The following is an 18,872-nucleotide window of genomic DNA, read 5'->3' on the forward strand; positions in this document are numbered from 1 at the left end:
AGGGAAGGTTAGCCGAAAACTCCAGTTTCAAACGGTCCAGTTTTCAGGGGGCAGAGCAAGTCCATTGGTGATACGCGCGCTGGATGAGCCCGTTGAGGATCGCAGGGTGGGCGATTGACCCTCCTTCCGAGGGGGGCCATAGTCGCAGAAGGCGAAAAGCCGGGGTTTCGGGAGATGATCGAAGAGCTGCCGAGTATCGTCATATTGGCCAAATGTCGGCGGGACGCAATCGGTAGCCACTCCTTCTCCAACGGAATCTGCTGCGCGGAAACGAATAGAACTTGATGCTAAAAGTTGTCGAACAGGATGGCACAAGCCATGGCCAGGACGGATCAGTCCGCCATGGACAAGAAGGCAAGCAATGCCGCTATCCAAGCAATCAAAATGGAAGGCGCTATTGCCTTCATGCGCGACGGTGATGTCATCCGGTGCCCCGAACGCTGAGCCCGTCTTACAAGGAAAGGCTCCGGTAAGGCCCGATCGTCTCTCGACGATCAACAATGCCCTGTCGGTCGGCAGTAAGCTGTCATTTACTGGCGGCTTCCTCGTCCTCGTCTGGTATTGCATATCCGAGGGCATCAGCTTCCCTGTTAAGAGCGTATCTCAGGCAGTAAGCACCTTTGCCGTCTCTTTTGTTCTGGTCATGCTAATCGGTGTGCTGACAGTTTACAGCTATATCGTTATTCAGCCTGTACTGTTCATTCGAGATGGCGTTCAGAGACGGAAAAATGGCGGGCGTTTTTGGGTCGCAGGTTTCGACGCTTAGTTTAAGTTTGCAATCGGATTATTATTTGGATCACTTCTGATAGCGGGAGTGGCAATGACTTGGCAGTCAGTTGACGGTCCAGATTTGCTTTTGGGTGCGGTTGCGATCTGTGGAACTGGAGTGATGCTACATCTCCTTGTTGAATCGCCGAACGGATCTCGCCCAATCGAATTTATGATGATGGCACCCGTGATCATCTTGCTTCTGCTAATGATGGCGTTTGGGGGATCGCTTATTACGAGCTCGATGATAGCTTTGGGCATCCGCTCAAAGCCGGGCCAACTGGTCACCATCACCTCAAGTTCTCATGAGCAAATTCAGGCGCTGGCTACTGCAGAGGCTCTTACGGTAAAGGCCGAGCAGATCGACGAAGACCAATGGCTTTATCCGACAGCAACCGTGCTTTGGAGCGGGCTGGGCGGGCCAGCCACAGTCAAGTTCGAAGGCGAACGCCATGATTTGCGCATGACCCTGCCCGAGGCCGACATACGAATTTCATCAATTGAATTACGTAGAGAAATGCCAATCATGGCGCCATTCGCGAGAACTGTTGATACCAACCCTGCCAGCCAATGATTGCGCTGCCTTGGGCCTGATGAGTTTGTCGTTGCCGGTACCACGGCCGGTAAGAGAGGTCATGGCGCAATAGGCCCAATTCGCGCGCAGAAACCGGCTGTTTCCGTATGGGGCGCGGTATCTGACTGATGCGCGGGCGGAGGCATGATATTGACAGGTTTGCCATCCGACCATGGCCGGATGGCAGAGTATGCCGCCAGTAAGCATGCACACGCGGTCCATTCGATTTTCATCAAGGCAATGAGGCAGCATTCTTCCGGTGCTGCTTCAGCTCATGCAATCTCAGGCAGATGCTGCGTTTTCTGTGTACCAGCCGATGGCAGTTCGCGCATAGCATAACAAAGCCCTTCAACGGGACAGTCTGAATTCCTCCGGTTTTGAGAATAGGGACGACGTGGTGGGCCCGGTCAGGTTCCTGGCGCTGCGTAAGCAGCCGCACCAGGGTCACGGTGCTTCCTTTTCAGCAAAGCGGCTTTTCCTCGGCACGTCCGCTCCTACCAGGTAAGCAAGATCTCCACTGAACCAAGGGGCGTTCCCGGAGGGCAGGTCGGGGACTCGACAAATGTCGGGTCCTGCGAATAACAAGAACAAATAGTGAACAGGTGGGGCGATGAGACAAGGAGTGCCAAGGCAGATCATCAGCATGTGGTTTCCCCGGCTGTCATCGGACCGGGCGCTGCGGGGGTGTCGGACGGATGGACCCTTCGCGGTGACGTCGAAGCGGAACAATGCGGAACGCATCCATTGCCTGAACCAAGCGGCCGAGGTGGTGGGGCTGCATCGTGGGATGAGCTTTGCCGATGCGCGCGCCTTCTGCCCCGAACTGGTGAGCAGGCCCGGATGTCCCGACGCGGATGCGCGTTTTTTGGAGGCGCTGCGACGTCATGCGACGCGCTATTGCCCCTGGGTGGGGCTGGATGGATCGGACGGCCTGGTTCTGGACATCACGGGCTCGGTCCATCTGTGGGGTGGACCGGAGGGGCTGCTGGCAGAAATGCGCGACTGGGCCGGGCGTGCAGGGATCGAGCTGGCGACAGGTCTGGCGCATTCGCGCGGGGCGGCCTGGGGGCTTGCGCGCTTCGGGCGTCCGGGCTGCGGGATCGCGGATCTGCCGGTCGAGGCGCTGCGGTTGGATCAGGGCGATATCGTGGCCCTGCAGCGGCTGGGCATCCGGGACGTTGCGGGGCTGCAGGCGGTTCGGCGCGGGCCCGTGGCGCGGCGGTTGGGGCGGCAAGTGCTGATGCGGCTGGACCAGCTGACAGGCGATCTGCCCGAACCCGTCACCCCGAAGGCCGAGGCCCCTCATTTCGGCATCCGTCTGACCCTGCCCGAACCGATCGGGCTGGTGGACGATCTGCGGATGGCGATCGAAAGGCTGCTGGACGGGCTCTGTGACAAGTTGAAGGCGCATGAGGCCGGGGCCCGACAGGTGACCGCGATCCTGCGGCGGGTGGATCACGGCAGCCAGGAGATCGCGCTGCGACTGGCCACGCCCATGCGCGATGCGCAGGCCATCCTGCCCTTGTTCGATCTGCGCCTGGGCGAGGTCGATGCAGGCTTCGGGATCGACCGGGTCAGGCTGGTGGCCGATCAGGTCGAGCATCTGCCGCTGCGCCAGATCGGCGGGCTGGCCGAAGGTGCGGACAATCTGGGGGTGCTGATCAGCAGGCTGGGCACGCGGCTGAGCCTGGAGGCCGTGCAGCATTTCGCGCCGGGTGACAGCCACACGCCCGAACGGGGCTTTGCCGTCCTGCCGGCGGGGGGGCACCCGGTCCTGCCGCAGATCGGTCCCCCGCGCCCGGCCCGGCGCCCGCGTCCCATCCGGCTGTTCGCACCCGAGCCGCTGGAGGGAAGCGGCAATGCCCCGCCCGCCCGGTTCCGCTGGCGCGGCGTTCCCGTGACGGCCGAACGCGCCGAGGGCCCCGAGCGGCTGACCCCCGAATGGTGGCGCGAAGACGTGGCCGTCCAGCCCGGTCTGCGCGATTACTGGCAGGTGGAAACGGACGAAGGACGGCGCCTGTGGCTGTTCCATGCCCCGCGCGAGATGGCGTGGTTCGTGCAGGGCGAATTCGGATGACGGAACTGGATGCCAAGGGAACGGGTGTGTCCGCCGAGGGTAAGGCCGATCCGACGAAAGGTCCGGCGTCCGGCAAGGGGCCGCGCCCGGCGGGGCATCGAGCCCCGCCGGGCGCGCTCGGGGGCGATGCCCCCTCGGGGGGCTATGCCGAACTGTGTGTCACGACGAATTTCACGTTCCTGCGGGGCGCATCGCATCCCGAGGAGCTGATCCTGCGCGCGGTCGAGCTGGGGCTGGCAGGCATCGCCATCACCGACCGCAATTCGCTGGCGGGCGTCGTGCGGGCCCATTCGGCGCTGAAGGCGCTGGAGAAGGAGGTCGTCGAAGGGTTGCGCGTGCGTTCGACCATCCGCATCGACACCTCGTCCCGGCAGGAGGTGGGCAGGGCGGTGGACCTGCCACGGCCCGTGGCCGAAAGCCTGCCACGGCTGATCGTGGGATGCAGGCTGGTGCTGCGCGACTGCCCGGTCGAATGGGTCGCGCTGCCCACGGACATCGCCGCCTATCGCCGCCTGTCGCGACTGCTGAGCATCGGCAAGCAGCGCGCGCCCAAGGGGGAATGCCACCTGGACCTTGCCGATCTGCAGGAATGGTGCCGGGGCATCATCCTGATCGCCCTGCCGCCAGATGATCTTGCGACTGCCGAAGGCCCTGTCCTGCGGATGCAGCGACGGTTTCCGGGCAATGTCTTCCTGGGGGCGGTTCCGCGCTATGACGGGTCGGACAGGGCATGGATGGCCGCCTGCGCCCGCATGGCCTTCGCCACATCGGCCCCGATGGTCGCGGTGGGCGACGTGCTGATGCACCGGGCCAATCGCAGGCAGCTGGCCGATGTGCTGACCTGCCTGCGCCATGGCATCACCATCGACGAGATCGGCACCCGTGCGCTGCCCAATGCCGAACACCGCCTGAAGGGCGCGCGCGACATGGGGCGGCTGTTCGTGGATTATCCCGCCGCGATGACCCAGACGCTGCGCATCATGGCGCGTTGCCATTTCGACCTGTCCCAGCTTGCCTACAACTATCCCGACGAGATCGCGAAAGACGAGACCCCGCAGGCCCGCCTGGAGCGGCTGGTCCACGAGGGGATCGCCAACCGTTACCCGCAGGGGCCCGGCCCGCGGGTCCGGGCGCTGGTCGCGCGCGAGCTGGATCTGGTCGCGGACCTGAACTATGCCGCCTATTTCCTGACGGTCCACGACATCGTGGCCGAGGCCCGCCGTCGGGGCATCCTCTGCCAGGGGCGCGGATCTGCCGCCAATTCGATCATCTGCTATCTTCTGGGGATCACCGACGTGTCGCCCGACATGATCGGCATGGTGTTCGAACGCTTCATTTCCAGGCACCGCGGAGAGCCGCCCGATATCGACGTCGATTTCGAACACGAGCGCCGCGAGGAGATCATCCAGTGGATCTATGACCGCTATGGCCGCCACCGGGCGGGGCTGTGCGCGACGGTGATCCATTTCCGCAGCCGCGCCGCCATCCGCGAGGTGGGCAAGGTGATGGGCCTGTCCCAGGACGTGACCGCGCGGCTGTCGGGCGACATCTGGGGGCTGTCCAATGGCGGGGCCGACCCGGACCGCGTGCGCGCGCTGGGGCTGAACCCCGACGATCACCGCCTGTCGCTGACGCTGGGCCTGATCCGCCAGATCGTCGGTTTCCCGCGCCACCTGTCCCAGCATGTCGGCGGCTTCGTCATCACGCAGGACCGCCTGGACGAGATGTGCCCGATCGAGAATGCCGCGATGGAGGGGCGCACGGTCATCGAATGGGACAAAGACGATATCGACGCGCTGCATATCCTCAAGGTGGACGTGCTGTCGCTGGGGATGCTGACCTGCATCCGCAAGGGGTTCGACCTGCTGCGCCGTCACGGTGGCCCGGACCTGACCCTGCATTCCGTCCCGCAAGAGGACGCCCCCACCTATGGGATGCTGCAGCGCGCCGATGCGGTGGGCGTCTTCCAGGTCGAGAGCCGTGCGCAGATGAACTTCCTGCCGCGGATGAAGCCCGCGACCTTCTACGACCTGGTGATCGAGGTGGCCATCGTGCGCCCCGGCCCGATCCAGGGGGGGATGGTCAAGCCCTATATCCGCCGCAGGCAGGGGCTGGAGGCCCCCGAACCCTTCGGCCCCGAACTGGAAAAGGTGACGGCCAAGACGCTGGGCGTGCCGCTGTTTCAGGAACAGGCCATGCAGATCGCCATCGTGGGGGCCGGATATACCGCCGAAGAGGCCGACCGCCTGCGCCGTTCGCTGGCATCCTTCCGGCGCATGGGGACCATCGGCGAACATCGCGACCGCTTCGTGCAGGGGATGATCGGCAACGGTTACCCCCGCGAGGTGGCCGAACAGTGCTTCACCCAGATCGAGGGCTTTGCCGATTACGGCTTTCCCGAAAGCCATGCGGCGGCCTTCGCGATGCTGACCTATGTCTCGGCCTGGTTCAAATGCCACCATCCGGCGGTCTTCGCCTGCGCGCTGCTGAATTCGCAGCCGATGGGCTTCTATGCGCCGGCCCAGATCGTGCGGGACCTTCGCGATCACGGCATCGAGGTGCGGCCGATCTGCGTGAACCATTCCGAATGGGACTGCACGCTGGAACCCCGGCATGACGGGTCGCTGGCGCTGCGGCTGGGCTTTCGCCAGATCAAGGGTTTCCGACAGGAGGATGCCGACTGGATCGCGGGCGCGCGCGGCAACGGCTATCCCGACCCCGAGAGCATCTGGCTGCGGGCGGCCATCGCGCCCAGGGTCCTGGAGCGGCTGGCCGAGGCCGATGCCTTCGCGGGCATGGGGCTGGGGCGTCGCGACGCGCTGTGGCATGCCCGCGCGATCAGATCGCCCAAGCCCCTGCCGCTGTTTTCGGACCCGATGGACGGAGAGGGCATCCGAGAACCCGAGACGATCCTGCCCCATATGCATCTGGGCGAGGAGGTGGTCGAGGATTACGTCTCGACCCGGCTGACCCTGCGCGCGCACCCGATGGAGCTGCTGCGCCCGCGCCTGACGGGGCTGACGCGCAACGACCTGCTGGGGCAGGGGCCGCTGCGCACCGTCTCGGTCTGCGGGCTGGTCATCACCCGGCAGCGGCCCGGCACGGCATCCGGGGTGATCTTCCTGACGCTCGAGGACGAGACGGGCGTGTCGAACGTGGTGGTCTGGCCCAAGGTCTATGAACGCTTCCGCCAAGAGGTGATGGGCGGCCGCCTGCTGCGCGTCACGGGCCGCATCCAGCGCGAGGGGATCGTCGTCCACCTGATCGCGGACCGGATCGAGGACATGTCGGACCGGCTGGTCGAACTGGGTCACCCGCTGGAGGCGCAGGTGGGGCAGACGCTGTCGCAATCGGACGATGCGCCCCGCAAGGGCCAGCATTCAGGCCGGGGAAAGGGTGCCCCGGCCATGCATCCCAGGGACCAGGCGCGACGCCTGTTCCCCAGTCGCGATTTTCACTGAAGGCGGCGCAGCGTGTGCATGATGCCGCGGATCTCGGCCAGGCCGCGCAGGCGCCCGATGGCCGGGTATCCGGGCGCACCGCCCTGCCGGGTCAGGTCGTCCAGGATCTGGTGGCCGTGATCGGGGCGGAAGGGCAGCTCGACTCCGCGCGCCTTCTGGATGCGCAGTGCCTCGGCCACGATGGCGACCATGTCCACGTCGCCCTCCAGATGCGCGGCCTCGTGGAAGGACAGGCCGTCGTCTTCGCGCAGCGTCGCGCGCAGATGCAGGAAATGGACCCGGTTCCCGTGACGCGCCAGCATGGCGGGCAGGTCGTTGTCGGCCCGCACGCCATAGGATCCGGTGCAGAAGGTGAAGCCGTTGGCAGGGCTGTCGTCGATGCCCGCGATGAAATCCATGTCGTCCGCCGAGGACACGATGCGGGGCAGACCGAACAACGGGCGGGGCGGATCGTCGGGATGGATCGCCAGGACGACCCCCGCTTCGGTCGCGGCGGGCAGGACATGGCGCAGGAAGGCCGCAAGGTTTTCGCGCAGCGCGTCGCGGTCGATCCCGTCATAGGTCGCAAGCCGCGCGCGGAACTGATCCAGCGTATAGCTTTCCTCGGACCCCGGAAGCCCTGCAAGGATGGTGCCGGTCAGTGCCTCGCGGTTGATGCCGGGGGCCCGGCGGGCGGCCTCGGCCACGATCTCGGCCGGGTGGTCGGCATCCGCGCCGGGGCGTTCCAGCACATGGATGTCGAAGGCCGCGAAATCGGCCGCGTCGAAGCGCAGGCAGCGCGCCCCGTCGGGCAGCTCATGCGCCAGCGAGGTCCGGGTCCAGTCCAGCACCGGCATGAAGTTGTAGCAGACCGTGCGGATGCCGCATTCGCCCAGGTTGCGGACCGATTGCGCCCAGGCATCGGCATGGGACTGCCAACCGGGGGCCGCGGTCTTGATGTCCTCGTGGACGGGAATGCTCTCGACGACGTCCCAGGTCAGACCGGCTTCCTCGATCATGCGCTTGCGGGCCATGATCTCGTCCACGGGCCAGACGGCGCCGTTGGGCAGATGGTGCAATGCGGTCACGATGCCCGTCGCCCCTGCCTGCCGGATATCGGCCAGCGTCACCGCATCGTTCGGCCCGAACCAACGCCAAGTCTGCTTCACTTCAATATCTCCGTCAAATCAAAGCGCCTGCCGGGCGCGTGCGGTCGAGAAAAGATAGCCGTCGAAGGACGGATCGTCGGGGTCGGACAATTGCATCAGCGTCGCGCTGACATTGCCGATATGGTCGCTCATGGCCTTGCGGGCGCGCATGCTGTCGCGGGCGCGCAGGGCGTCCAGGATTTCCTGGTGATCGTCCAGCCAGCGATTGCGATAGGCGTGATCGAAGATGCGGCTGTGCAACTGCGCCCACATGCGGCTGCCGCGACGGCGGTCCCACAGGTCGGTCACGGTGCCGACCAGCACGCCGTTCTGCGTCGCCTCGGCGATCAGCAGGTGAAAGCGTCGGTCGCCCGAGTAATCGTCGCTGCCGCCCTCGATGTTGCGGCGTTCCTGGTCCAGCGCATCGCGCATGGCGGTGATGTCGGCCTTGGTCACGGTGGCCGCGGCCAGACCGGCGACCGCGCTTTCGATCACCATGCGCGCCTCCAGCAGCTCGAACGGGCCGATATCGTCGACCGACACGGTCGCGGGGGCCGCAGGCTCCATCAGGTAGATCCCCGAGCCCTGGCGCACCTGCACCAACCCCTCGACTTCGAGCATGATGATCGCGTCGCGCACCAGGCTGCGGCCCACGTCCAGGCGCAGCGCGATCTGGCGTTCGGTCAGCAGGCGGTCGCCGGGGCGGAACCCTTCGGCCCGGATCAGGTCGCGCAATTCGGCGGCGACATCCTGGTATCGGCGCTGGGGGGTGACGCTCATGCCTTGCCCGCCGCCCGCTGGGCATAGAAATCGGCCAGGATGGCGAAGGCCTGCTTGCGGGTGGTCTTGTCGGCGGCGATCAGCCCCTTGCGGTTCCAGCCACGCTGGAAGATGCCCTGACGCCGTTCGGTCCGGAAATCATAGAGGATCCAGGGCGACATGCCCTTGACGTAATCCAGCTTCGACAGCGTCGCGATCTGCTTGCGATAGATCTCGGCCTGGTAGGCTTCCGAGAACAGGCCGGTCTTGGGGCCCTGCGGCGTGATGTCGGCATCCGCGCCGGTTTCGGAAATCACCACGGGGCGGTCGGGGTCGGAATTGCGGCCGATCTTTTCAAGATCGTCGAAATCCTCGTCGTACCAGCCGTAATATTCGTTGATCCCGATGATATCGAGATGTTCGGCCAGCCTGTCCTCGATCTTCAGCGTGTTGTGGTTGATCAGGCAGGCTGCCGCGATCAGGCGGGTCGGGTCCATCCTGCGGGCCAGCGCCGCCAGGTCGGACATGAAGTCCAGCCGTGCGTCCGTATCGGGGTTCTCGTTGCCGACCGACCAGATCACGACGGATGCGCGGTTGCGGTCGCGGCGGACCAGCTCGGCCAGCTGGTTGCGGGCATCGGCCTGCGTGGCGGGATTGGCGAAGTCGATCGCCCAATAGACCGGGATCTCGGCCCAGATCAGGATGCCACGCTCATCCGCCATGCGCGAGGCGTCCTCGTGATGGGGATAATGCGCCAGCCGCATGAAGTTGCAGTTCAGCGCCTTGGCGTGGTCGAAGCGGCGGGTCAGGTCGTCGTGGTTCGTGACCTTGCCCAGCTTCTCGTCGTCTTCGTGGACCGCGATGCCGCGCAGCCAGATCGGGCTGCCGTTCAGCAGGATCTCGGTCCCGCGGCGTTCGATCTGGCGGAAACCCACGCGGTCCGTCACGCGGTCGGGGCCCGCGGTCAGTTCGACGTCATACAGATGCGGGTCGTCGGTGGACCACAGACGCGGTTCGGCCGGGATCTCGACCACGGCGCGGCCATCGGTCAGGGGGATCGTGCGGTCGATCAGGCCCTCGATGCGCAGATGCGCCTCGGTCGCGCCCTCGACCTCGATCTCGGCGCGGATCAGGTCGTAACGGCCCGGCGCCAGCGTCACGAACAGGTCGCGGATGACGGTGCGCGGGGTGCGATACAGCGATACCTCGCGGTAGATGCCGCCATAGTTGAACCAGTCGGTGTTCTGCATCGGCAGGCGGTCGGGGCGGCGGCGGTTGTCCACGAACAGCATCAGCCAGTTGCGGCCTTCGCGGACGTGATCCGTCAGTTCGACGAAGAATGGCGTCGAGGCCCCCAGGTGGTTGCCCAGATATTCGCCGTTCAGGAACACCTTGCAGTCATAGCTGGCAGCCCCGATGCGCAGGAACAGCCGGCCGTCCGGGTCGGGTTCGATATCCAGCGGGCGCGTGTACCAGGACCCGCCTTCGAAGAAATACCAGCGGTCCTGCAGCATCTGCCAGTTGGACGGCACCGGCACGGTCTCGCCCATATGGGGATCGTAGTCCCAGGGCTCGATCCGGTCGGCGGGATCGCCGGGCTGCATGGCGAACCATTTCTGGCGCAGCCCGGTATCCAGCAGATCGACGCAGAAGTTCCAGTCCCCGTCCAGCGATCGCGCATCGCGCCCGCCGGTGAAGATCATCCCCTGCGCCGTCAGATCGCGCCTGTCATAGGCGCGATCATAGGCTTCGTCATGCAGGGCCGCCAAGGCATTCTCGGCCAGATCCGAACGTTCGAGCATGGCGTCCCCCCCTTCCTTATTCCGCCGAGGCGCGGATCTGTTCGATCAGCTCGCCCAGTTCGGGATTGGCTTCCTTCGCCTCGTCGTACATGGGCTGCACGGCCTCGATGAAGGGGGCCTTGTCCACCTCGTGGATCTCGACACCCATCTCGGACTGCGCCTCCTCGATGGCGGCGTCCGAGGCCTCCTTCCAGGCGGCGGTATGGGACACCATCGAATTGTAGGCGGCCGTGGACAGGGCTTCCTGTTCTTCGGCGCTCAGCCCGTCCCATGCGCAGTTCGAGATGAACACGACCGAGGGGATCAGCGTGTGCTCGTCCAACGAGAAGTGCTTGGCGACCTCGCCATGGCGGGCGGTGGTCAGCGCGGTGGGGTTGTTCTCGGCCCCGTCCACGACGCCCTGCTGAAGCGCGGAATACAGCTCTCCCCAGCCGATGGGCGTGGGGTTGCCGCCCAGCAGTTCGACCATGCGCACCGCCGAGGGGCTGGGCTGGACGCGGATCTTCATGCCTTCCAGATCGGCGGGCGAGTTGATCGCCTTGTTCGTATAGAAGGACCGCGCACCCTCGGTATAGTAGGCCAGCCCGTGGATGCCGTTCTCGATGCCGGATTCCAGGATCCGCTTGCCGATGTCGCCGGTGATCACCTTGTCGAAATGTTCCTCGCTGGCGAACATGTAGGGCAGGTTGAACACGGCATAGGACGGCACGAAGGCTTCCAGCTCCGCTGCGTTCGAACGCGCCATGTCCAACGAGCAGTTCTGCACCTGTTCGGTGGATTCGCGCTGCGTGCCCAGCTGGCCGTTGGCATAGATGCGGATCTTCAGATCGCCGCCCGTGGCCTCCTCGACCTCGTCGGCCATCTTCTGCATCGAGATGTGGACGGGGTGGTCCTCGGGGTTGTTGTGGTTCAGGCGCAGGGTCTTGGCCTGTGCGGCGGCGGTCATAGTCAGCAGTGCAAGCGCGGTGCCTGCGGCCAGCTTGGTGGCGATCTTCATCCCTATCCCTCCCGATAAGATGCGCGGCACCGTCGGGTGCCCGTGAATGTCGTGGCGTGATTTGATCCGCCAATCCGGGTTCTTGTCAACCAGTTTGATAAATTGGTTGACCACTTTGATCATGAGGTTCATCTTCCCGCCATCCAGAGGAACCCTGCGGGAGGAGCGCGCAGCATGACCGACAGAACCCTTCGCCACCCGAGGCCGGCATGAGACGGGTCGCGGATCTCGTGCTGCGCAGCGGCATCATCCTGGCCTTCGCCGTGCTTCTGGCCTGTGTCAGCTGGCAGGTGATCAGCCGTTACGTGCTGGGCACGCCTTCGACCGTCACCGACGAACTGGCGCGCTTCATCTTCATGTGGCTGGCGCTGGTCGGCGGGGCCTTCACCTACGGGCAGGGGCGTCACCTCGCGATCGATTTCCTGCCCATGTCGGTCAAGGGCCGCAAGCGGCAGGCGACCGAGGCCGCCATCACCCTGCTGATCGCCGCATTCGCGCTGATCGTCATGGTCTGGGGCGGGTCGCAGCTGGTCCTGAAGACGCTGGCATCGGGGCAGATCTCGCCGTCGCTGCGCGTGCCGATGGGCTGGGTCTATGGCGCGGTGCCGGTCGCGGGGGCGATCATCACGGCCTATGCGGGGGGCAACCTGCTGCGCATCGCGCAGGGCGAGGAGATCCTGAAGCCCGCCGACGAACTCTCGGTCGAGATGGCCGACACCGAGGAGAGCAAGCGATGAATTCCGCCGCAATCGTCCTGTTCGGCAGCTTTGCCGCGATGATGGTGCTGGGCGTGCCCATCGCCTTTTCCATCGGTATCTCTGCGGCGCTGACCTTCCTGCTGTTCATGTCGTTGGACCAGACGATCTTCATCGTCGCCCAGCAGATGGTGTCGGGTCTGGACAGCTTCACCCTGCTGGCAATCCCCTTCTTCATCCTGGCGGGCAACATCATGAACCGGGGCGGCATCGCCTTGCGCCTGATCGAGTTCGCCAAGGTCCTGGGCGGTCGCCTGCCCGGCGCGCTGGCGCATTGCAACGTCATCGCGAACATGATGTTCGGCGCGATATCGGGGTCGGCCGTCGCATCGGCTGCCGCCGTGGGGGGCGTCATGGCGCCGCTGCAGCGCAAGGAGGGATACGATCCGGCATATTCGGCCGCGGTCAACATCGCCTCCAGCCCGACGGGCCTGCTGATCCCGCCCTCGACCACGCTGATCGTCTTCTCGCTGATCACCGGGGGCACGTCGATTTCAGCCCTGTTCGTCGCGGGTTACCTGCCGGGCATCCTGCTGGGCCTGTCGCTGATGGTCGTCGCGGGCATCATTGCCAAGAAGCGCGGATACCCGCTGGCCCTGCGCCCCAGCATGGCCGAGGTCCGTCACCGCACGCTGGACGCGATCCTGCCGCTGGGCCTGATCATCGTCATCATGGGCGGGATCATCGCGGGCATCTTCACCGCGACCGAGGCCTCGGCCGTCGCCGTCATCTATTCGCTGTTCCTGGCACTGGTCTGGTACCGGGAACTGAAGCTGTCGGACATGCCGCGCATCTTCCTCGAAAGCGCGATCACCACGACCATCGTGCTGCTGATGATCGGCACGTCCATCGCGATGTCGCGGGCCATGGCTTACGGCGACATTCCCTTCGCGCTGTCGGACTGGCTGCTGTCGCTGTCGGACAACCCGATCGTGATCCTGCTGATCATCAATGCCGCGCTGCTGGTCGTCGGCACCTTCATGGACATGACGCCCGCGCTGCTGATCTTCACGCCGATCTTCTATCCGGTGGTGCAGGATCTGGGCATGGACCCGGTCCATTTCGGCATCATGATGACGCTGAACCTGTCCATCGGCATCTGCACGCCGCCCGTGGGATCGGCGCTGTTCGTCGGCTGTTCGGTCGCGGGCGTTCCGATCCAGCGGGTGATCCGCCCGATGCTGCCGCTCTATGCCGCGATGATCGTGCTGCTGCTGGCCGTGACCTTCATCCCCGAAATAAGCCTGGCGCTGCCGCGCTGGCTGGTAAACTACGGTTGAGATCATGAAGACCCTCAAGGACTGGACCCTGCAGGGGCGGGACGGCGCCGCCGTCACCCTGCTGACCGATGGCGGACGCCGGATGCGCATCGCCGTGCTGGAACGCGACCTGATCCGCGTGTCGCTGACCGGGCGGGACGGCTGGCGGCTGGGGCGCAGCTGGTCGGTGGCCCCGAACGGCGACGTGCCGTTCGAAGGACGCTCGCGCGACGATCTGACGGGCTTCTCCTGCCCCGATTACGACCTGTCGGACACGGATGAGGGGCTGGTGATCGACACCGGCACGCTGCGGCTGCAGGTGCTGCGGCCGCTGCAACTGGTCTGGCAGGCCAAGGTCGGGGACGAATGGCGCGTCTTCGCCAGTGATCGCCCGACAGGCGCCTACATGGCGGGCATCCGCGATCATGCGCATGGTCATTTCCTGCGCCGCCATCCGTCCGAACAGGTCTTCGGGCTGGGCGAGAAATCGGGCGACCTGGAACGCTCGGGCCGCCGGTTCGAGATGCGCAACCTGGATGCGATGGGCTATGACGCGGAACGCACCGATCCGCTGTACAAGCACATCCCCGTCACGCTGACCCGCACGCCGGATGCGGGGTCCTTCTCGGTCTTCTACGACAACCTTGCCTGCTGCTGGTTCGATCTGGGGAACGAGCTGGACAACTACCACGCCCCCTATCGCGCCTACCGGGCCGAGGACGGGGACCTGGACTACTACATGGCCTGGTCGCCGGATCTGGCGGGGCTGACGCGCAGGCAGGCATGGCTGACGGGCGGCACCGCCTTCATGCCGCGCTGGGCGCTGGGGTATTCCGGTTCCACCATGAGCTATACCGACGCGCCGGACGCGCAGGCGCAGGTGCAGGGGTTCCTCGACCGGATCACCGAACACGCGCTGCCCTGCGACAGCTTCCAGATGTCGTCGGGCTATACCTCGATCGGGCCGAAGCGGTATGTCTTCAACTGGAACACCGACAAGTTCCCCGACATCGACGCCATGACCGCGCGTTTCGCGGATGCCGACCTGCACCTGATCGCCAACATCAAGCCCTGCATGCTGCACGATCACCCGCGTTACGCCGAGGCCGCATCGGCGGGCCTGTTCATCCGCGACAGCGAGGCCGACCGGCCCGAGATCTCGGTCTTCTGGGACGACGAGGGGTCGCATCTGGACTTCACCAACCCCGCGACCATCGACTGGTGGAAGTCCAACGTGACCGCCCAGCTGCTGGAACACGGCATCGGGTCGACCTGGAACGACAACAACGAATACGAGATCTGGGACCGCGCCGCGCGATGCCACGGCTTCGGCGACCCGATCGACGTGGCGCTGATCCGTCCGCTGCAGCCGGTGCTGATGACGCGGGCCTCGCGCGATGCGCAGGCAGAACATGCGCCGCATCTGCGCCCCTACCTGATCAGCCGTTCGGGCGCGCCGGGGATCCAGCGCTATGCCCAGACCTGGACGGGCGACAACCGCACCGACTGGAAGACGCTGCGCTACAACAACCGCATGGGGCTGGGCCTGTCCATGTCGGGGATCTTCAATATCGGCCATGACGTGGGCGGCTTCTCGGGGCCGCGTCCGGGGCCGGAACTGTTCCTGCGCTGGGTCCAGAACGGCATCTTCCACCCGCGTTTCACGATCCACAGCTGGAACGACGACGCGACCGTCAACGAACCCTGGATGTATCCCCGGATCCTGCCCCATATCCGCGCGGCGCTGGCATTGCGGGGGCAGCTGATCCCCTATCTGTACACGCTGAGCTGGCAGGCCACGCAGGACCATCAGCCGATCCTGCGCCCGACGCTGGTGGAATACGAGGGCGACCCGGCCTGTCACGCGGAATGCGACGAGTTCATGCTGGGGCCGGACCTGCTGGTCGCCACCGTGATCGAGGAGGGCGCGACCACGCGCCGCCTGCATCTGCCCGACAATGGCAGCGGCTGGTGGGATTTCCACACCGGCGCATTCCATCGGGGCGGCCAGACGATCGAACTGCCGGTCGATCTGGGCAGCATGCCGCTGTTCGTGCGCGCCGGTGCCGCGCTGCCCCTGTCAGGGGGCTGCGCCCGCGCCAAGCCGGAAACCGACACGACCCGCCGCATCGCGCTGTTCCCCGCGCCGGGCGATTACCGCGACCGGGCGATGCTCTATGAAGATGACGGGGTGTCGGTCGATGCGCTGGCCGGCAACAACTGCCGCCTGCTGATCGAGACCCGTGCGGATGCGGAGGTGATCGACGTCACGATCACCGCCCATGGCCCGTTCCGCCCGTTCTGGCCCGCGCTGGACCTGTCGCTGCCCGATGCCGAAACCCGCCCCCTGCGCGTGAACGGCCAGCCCGTCACCCGCATCGCGTTCGAGGATATTCCCCATGCAGATTGAGACCCTCGCCCCCGCGCATGACCGCAAGGGCCTGCGCCCGCGCATCCTGCATATCGGCTTTGGCGCCTTCGCGCGGGCCCATCAGCTGGTCTACCTCGATCAGGTGCTGGCGGATGGCGGCGATTGGGGCGTCATCGCCTGCCGCCTGAATTCGGGCGTCGAGGATCTGGACGCGCTGGACGCGGCGAACGGCGTCTATCACGTGCTGGAGGCCGACGATCGGGGCATCGTCGCGCGGCCCGTCGGCGCGGTGGTGGGTTCGGTCCATCCCGTGCGCGACGGGATCGCGGCGGTGACGGGGCGGATCGCGGACCCGGCGCTGGCGATCGTTTCGCTGACCATCACCGAAAAGGGCTATGCGCTGAAGGGCGACCGCCTTGACGCCGATCACGCGGGCATCAAGGCCGATCTGGCGAACCCCGATGCGCCCCGCACCGCCATCGGCGTCATCGTCGCGGGTCTGCGCGCACGCCGCGATGCGGGGCAGGGCGGGCTGACCGTGATGTCCTGCGACAACCTTCCCCATAACGGGCGGCTGGCCCGCGCCGCCGTCCTGGACTATGCGCGGCTGCTGGATGCCGATCTTGCCGACTGGATCGAGGCCAATGTCCGCTTTCCGGCCACGATGGTCGACCGCATCGTGCCCGCGCTGAACGACAAGGCGCTGGCGCTGATCGAGGATGCCACGGGCCGCCCCGATCCGAACAGCATCCTGACCGAACCCTTCCGCCAATGGGTGATCGAGGACGACTTTGCCGCAGGCCGTCCCGCATTCGAGGATGCCGGCGCACAGATGGTCCGCGACGTCGCCCCGTTCGAGGAGATGAAGCTACGGATGCTGAACGGCAGCCATACGTTCCTGGCCTGTCTTGGCCAGCTTGCGGGATGCGAGACGGTGTCGGATTGCATGGACGACAGGGTGCTGCGCGATGCCGCCCGCCGCCTGATGCTGACCGAACAGGCGCCGACGCTGCGCCCGCTGCCAGGCGTGGATATCGCGGACTATGCCGACCAGCTGATCGCGCGCTTCGGCAACAGCACGTTGCAGCACCGGACGGCCCAGATCGCCACCGATACCAGCGCCAAGCTGCCGCAGCGCCTTGTCGCGCCCGCCGCGGCGCATCTGGCAGCCGACCGCGACTGGCCGCTGACCGCGCTGGCCATCGCGGGCTGGATGCGGCTGGTCCGACAGACCGTGGATGGCGGCGGCAGGCCCGCCGATCCGATGGCGGACAGGCTGGCGCAGGTGGTGGCCGATACGCAGGACGGCGGCGATTACGTCACCGCGATGCTGGCCCTGACCCAGGTCTTCCCGGTGGAACTGGCCGCCGATCCGCGTTTCTCGGCGCCCATCGCCAGCGCCTATCTGAACATCGCGCGGACCGGTGCCCGGACCGCCATCGCCAATGCCATGGGGGCAGCATGACCGAGTTTCTGGGACCAGACTTCCTTCTGGACACGCCCGCCGCGCAGCGCCTCTATCACGAGGTGGCGGCCGATCTGCCCATCGTCGATTACCACAACCACCTGCCCCCGTCCGAGATCGCGCAGGACCACCATTGGGACAATCTGGGGCAGCTGTGGCTGGCGCATGACCACTACAAGTGGCGCGTCATGCGGTGGGCCGGCATCCCCGAGGATCTGTGCACCGGCCCCGCCACCGACCGCCAGAAATTCGACGCCTTCGCCCGGGCCATGCCCGCGCTGGTGATGAACCCCGTCCACCACTGGTCGCATCTGGAGCTGTGGCGCTTCTTCGGGCTGGACGGGACGGTCCTGTCGGCCCAGACCGCGGACCGTGTCTGGGATGTCGCGAATGCGGCGCTGCCGGGGCCGGATTTCGGCGCACGCGGCCTGCTGCGCCGGATGAAGGTGCGCTTCGTGGGCACGACCGACGATCCGCTGGACGATCTGGCCCATCACCGTGCGATGCAGGGCGATCCCGAGCTGGTCGTGGCCCCCAGCTTCCGCCCCGATGCGGCCTTCAAGGTCGAGGATGAGGGCTTTGCCCCCTGGATCGCGCGGCTGGCCGAACTGACGGGGATCCGGATCGACGGCTTCGCACCCCTGATGCAGGCGTTGATCCGGCGGCTGGACGTCTTCGTCGATCATGGTTGCCGCGCCGCCGATCATGGCATCGAACGGCTGGAGGCCGGCCCCGAATGGTCCGAGGATCAGCTGACCGCCGCCCTGACGCGCCGCCTTGCGGGCGAGGCGCCGACCACCGAGGAAGCCGCCGCGATCCGCTCGGCGCTGTTCGTCGGGCTGGGGCGCGCCTATGCCGAACGCGATATCGTCATGCAGCTGCATATCGCGCCTTTGCGGAACAACCGCCAGCGCCTGCTGGACCGGGTGGGCCGCGATGCCGGGGCCGACAGCATGAACGATTTCGGCATCGCGCAGCCGCTGAATGCGCTGCTGGACCGGCTGGACCGGACCGATCAGCTGCCGGAGATGGTGCTCTATTCCGTGAACCCCGCGCATAACGCGGTGCTGGCGACGACGGCGGGCAACTTCCAGGACGGATCGCGTCCCGGCAAGGTGCAGGTCGGCACCGCATGGTGGTTCAACGACCAGCTGGACGGGATGGAACGTCAGATGACGGACCTGGCGCAGATGGGCCTGATCTCGACCTTCCTTGGGATGCTGACCGACAGCCGATCCTTCCTGTCCTTCACGCGGCACGAATATTTCCGCCGCCTGCTGTGCCGCATGCTGGGGCGCCAGTTGCGCGACGGCCTGCTGCCCAACGACGATGCCGCGATGGACAGGCTGGTCCATGACATCTGCTGGGGAAATGCCGCGCGCAGGTTCCTTCCCGCCGATCGGCAGGGCTGAGAGGAACCCGTCGCATCGGGCCGTGTTGAGGGCAAGACAGTCCGA

At 65.9% G+C, this 18,872-nt stretch carries 13 protein-coding genes; 9 read left to right on the forward strand and 4 right to left on the reverse strand.

Going from position 1 to position 18,872, the window contains the following annotated elements:
- Positions 1-361 precede the first annotated feature (361 nt).
- The 4 genes from KO490_RS00005 (at position 362) to KO490_RS00025 (ending at position 6,880) form a co-directional block, all read left to right on the forward strand.
- Positions 362-766, forward strand: a complete 405-nt coding sequence (locus KO490_RS00005; protein WP_216017349.1) for a hypothetical protein — start codon at positions 362-364, stop codon at positions 764-766.
- 54 nt (positions 767-820) lie between these two features.
- Positions 821-1,342: a hypothetical protein gene (locus tag KO490_RS00010; protein ID WP_216017350.1), complete on the forward strand. Its 522-nt coding sequence runs from the start codon at positions 821-823 to the stop codon at positions 1,340-1,342.
- 643 nt (positions 1,343-1,985) lie between these two features.
- On the forward strand, positions 1,986-3,419 hold the full coding sequence (locus KO490_RS00020) for a DNA polymerase Y family protein (RefSeq protein WP_371822250.1): 1,434 nt from the start codon (positions 1,986-1,988) through the stop codon (positions 3,417-3,419).
- A complete protein-coding gene (locus KO490_RS00025; protein ID WP_216017353.1) occupies positions 3,416-6,880 on the forward strand; it encodes an error-prone DNA polymerase in 3,465 nt (1,154 codons plus the stop codon). The genes KO490_RS00020 and KO490_RS00025 overlap by 4 nt, the downstream gene beginning before the upstream one ends.
- Here KO490_RS00025 and uxuA read toward each other — a convergent pair.
- From uxuA to KO490_RS00045, 4 genes are read right to left on the reverse strand one after another with little or no spacing between them, the layout of a single operon-like run.
- Positions 6,874-8,028: a mannonate dehydratase gene (gene uxuA / locus KO490_RS00030; RefSeq protein WP_216017354.1), complete on the reverse strand. Its 1,155-nt coding sequence runs from the start codon at positions 8,026-8,028 to the stop codon at positions 6,874-6,876. The two genes, KO490_RS00025 and uxuA, sit on opposite strands and share 7 nt — an antisense overlap.
- Before the next feature lie 18 nt (positions 8,029-8,046).
- Positions 8,047-8,787: an FCD domain-containing protein gene (locus KO490_RS00035; RefSeq protein WP_216017355.1), complete on the reverse strand. Its 741-nt coding sequence runs from the start codon at positions 8,785-8,787 to the stop codon at positions 8,047-8,049.
- Positions 8,784-10,568, reverse strand: a complete 1,785-nt coding sequence (locus KO490_RS00040; protein ID WP_216017356.1) for a glycoside hydrolase family 2 protein — start codon at positions 10,566-10,568, stop codon at positions 8,784-8,786. Before KO490_RS00040 ends, KO490_RS00035 begins: the two co-directional genes overlap by 4 nt.
- A 16-nt stretch (positions 10,569-10,584) precedes the next feature.
- Positions 10,585-11,565, reverse strand: coding sequence for a TRAP transporter substrate-binding protein (locus tag KO490_RS00045; protein WP_252726910.1), 981 nt, complete (start codon positions 11,563-11,565; stop codon positions 10,585-10,587).
- A gap of 209 nt (positions 11,566-11,774) precedes the next feature.
- Between KO490_RS00045 and KO490_RS00050 the strand changes: the two genes are divergently transcribed.
- Genes KO490_RS00050 through uxaC form a run of 5 tightly spaced genes read left to right on the forward strand, consistent with a single transcriptional unit; the run spans position 11,775 to position 18,827 of the window.
- Entirely contained in the window at positions 11,775-12,302 is a 528-nt protein-coding gene (locus KO490_RS00050; protein WP_216017357.1) for a TRAP transporter small permease, read from the forward strand.
- A complete protein-coding gene (locus KO490_RS00055) occupies positions 12,299-13,600 on the forward strand; it encodes a TRAP transporter large permease (RefSeq protein WP_216017358.1) in 1,302 nt (433 codons plus the stop codon). The genes KO490_RS00050 and KO490_RS00055 overlap by 4 nt, the downstream gene beginning before the upstream one ends.
- A 4-nt stretch (positions 13,601-13,604) precedes the next feature.
- Positions 13,605-15,989: a TIM-barrel domain-containing protein gene (locus tag KO490_RS00060; RefSeq protein ID WP_216017359.1), complete on the forward strand. Its 2,385-nt coding sequence runs from the start codon at positions 13,605-13,607 to the stop codon at positions 15,987-15,989.
- Positions 15,979-17,415: a mannitol dehydrogenase family protein gene (locus KO490_RS00065; RefSeq protein WP_216017360.1), complete on the forward strand. Its 1,437-nt coding sequence runs from the start codon at positions 15,979-15,981 to the stop codon at positions 17,413-17,415. The genes KO490_RS00060 and KO490_RS00065 overlap by 11 nt, the downstream gene beginning before the upstream one ends.
- On the forward strand, positions 17,412-18,827 hold the full coding sequence (uxaC, locus tag KO490_RS00070) for a glucuronate isomerase (RefSeq protein WP_216017361.1): 1,416 nt from the start codon (positions 17,412-17,414) through the stop codon (positions 18,825-18,827). Before KO490_RS00065 ends, uxaC begins: the two co-directional genes overlap by 4 nt.
- Positions 18,828-18,872 lie beyond the last annotated feature (45 nt).

Origin of the sequence: Paracoccus sp. C2R09, assembly GCF_018860625.1 — a bacterium.
Lineage (GTDB): Bacteria > Pseudomonadota > Alphaproteobacteria > Rhodobacterales > Rhodobacteraceae > Paracoccus.

Excerpts from the sequence above, each read along its gene's own strand:
- KO490_RS00005 (WP_216017349.1), top strand. The coding sequence starts at position 362 with ATGCCGCTATCCAAGCAATCAAAATGGAAGGCGCTATTGCCTTCATGC.
- KO490_RS00010 (WP_216017350.1), top strand. The coding sequence starts at position 821 with ATGACTTGGCAGTCAGTTGACGGTCCAGATTTGCTTTTGGGTGCGGTT.
- KO490_RS00020 (WP_371822250.1), top strand. The coding sequence starts at position 1,986 with ATGTGGTTTCCCCGGCTGTCATCGGACCGGGCGCTGCGGGGGTGTCGG.
- KO490_RS00025 (WP_216017353.1), top strand. The coding sequence starts at position 3,416 with ATGACGGAACTGGATGCCAAGGGAACGGGTGTGTCCGCCGAGGGTAAG.
- KO490_RS00035 (WP_216017355.1), bottom strand. The coding sequence starts at position 8,787 with ATGAGCGTCACCCCCCAGCGCCGATACCAGGATGTCGCCGCCGAATTG.
- KO490_RS00040 (WP_216017356.1), bottom strand. The coding sequence starts at position 10,568 with ATGCTCGAACGTTCGGATCTGGCCGAGAATGCCTTGGCGGCCCTGCAT.
- KO490_RS00045 (WP_252726910.1), bottom strand. The coding sequence starts at position 11,565 with ATGAAGATCGCCACCAAGCTGGCCGCAGGCACCGCGCTTGCACTGCTG.
- KO490_RS00050 (WP_216017357.1), top strand. The coding sequence starts at position 11,775 with ATGAGACGGGTCGCGGATCTCGTGCTGCGCAGCGGCATCATCCTGGCC.
- KO490_RS00055 (WP_216017358.1), top strand. The coding sequence starts at position 12,299 with ATGAATTCCGCCGCAATCGTCCTGTTCGGCAGCTTTGCCGCGATGATG.
- KO490_RS00060 (WP_216017359.1), top strand. The coding sequence starts at position 13,605 with ATGAAGACCCTCAAGGACTGGACCCTGCAGGGGCGGGACGGCGCCGCC.
- KO490_RS00065 (WP_216017360.1), top strand. The coding sequence starts at position 15,979 with ATGCAGATTGAGACCCTCGCCCCCGCGCATGACCGCAAGGGCCTGCGC.
- uxaC (WP_216017361.1), top strand. The coding sequence starts at position 17,412 with ATGACCGAGTTTCTGGGACCAGACTTCCTTCTGGACACGCCCGCCGCG.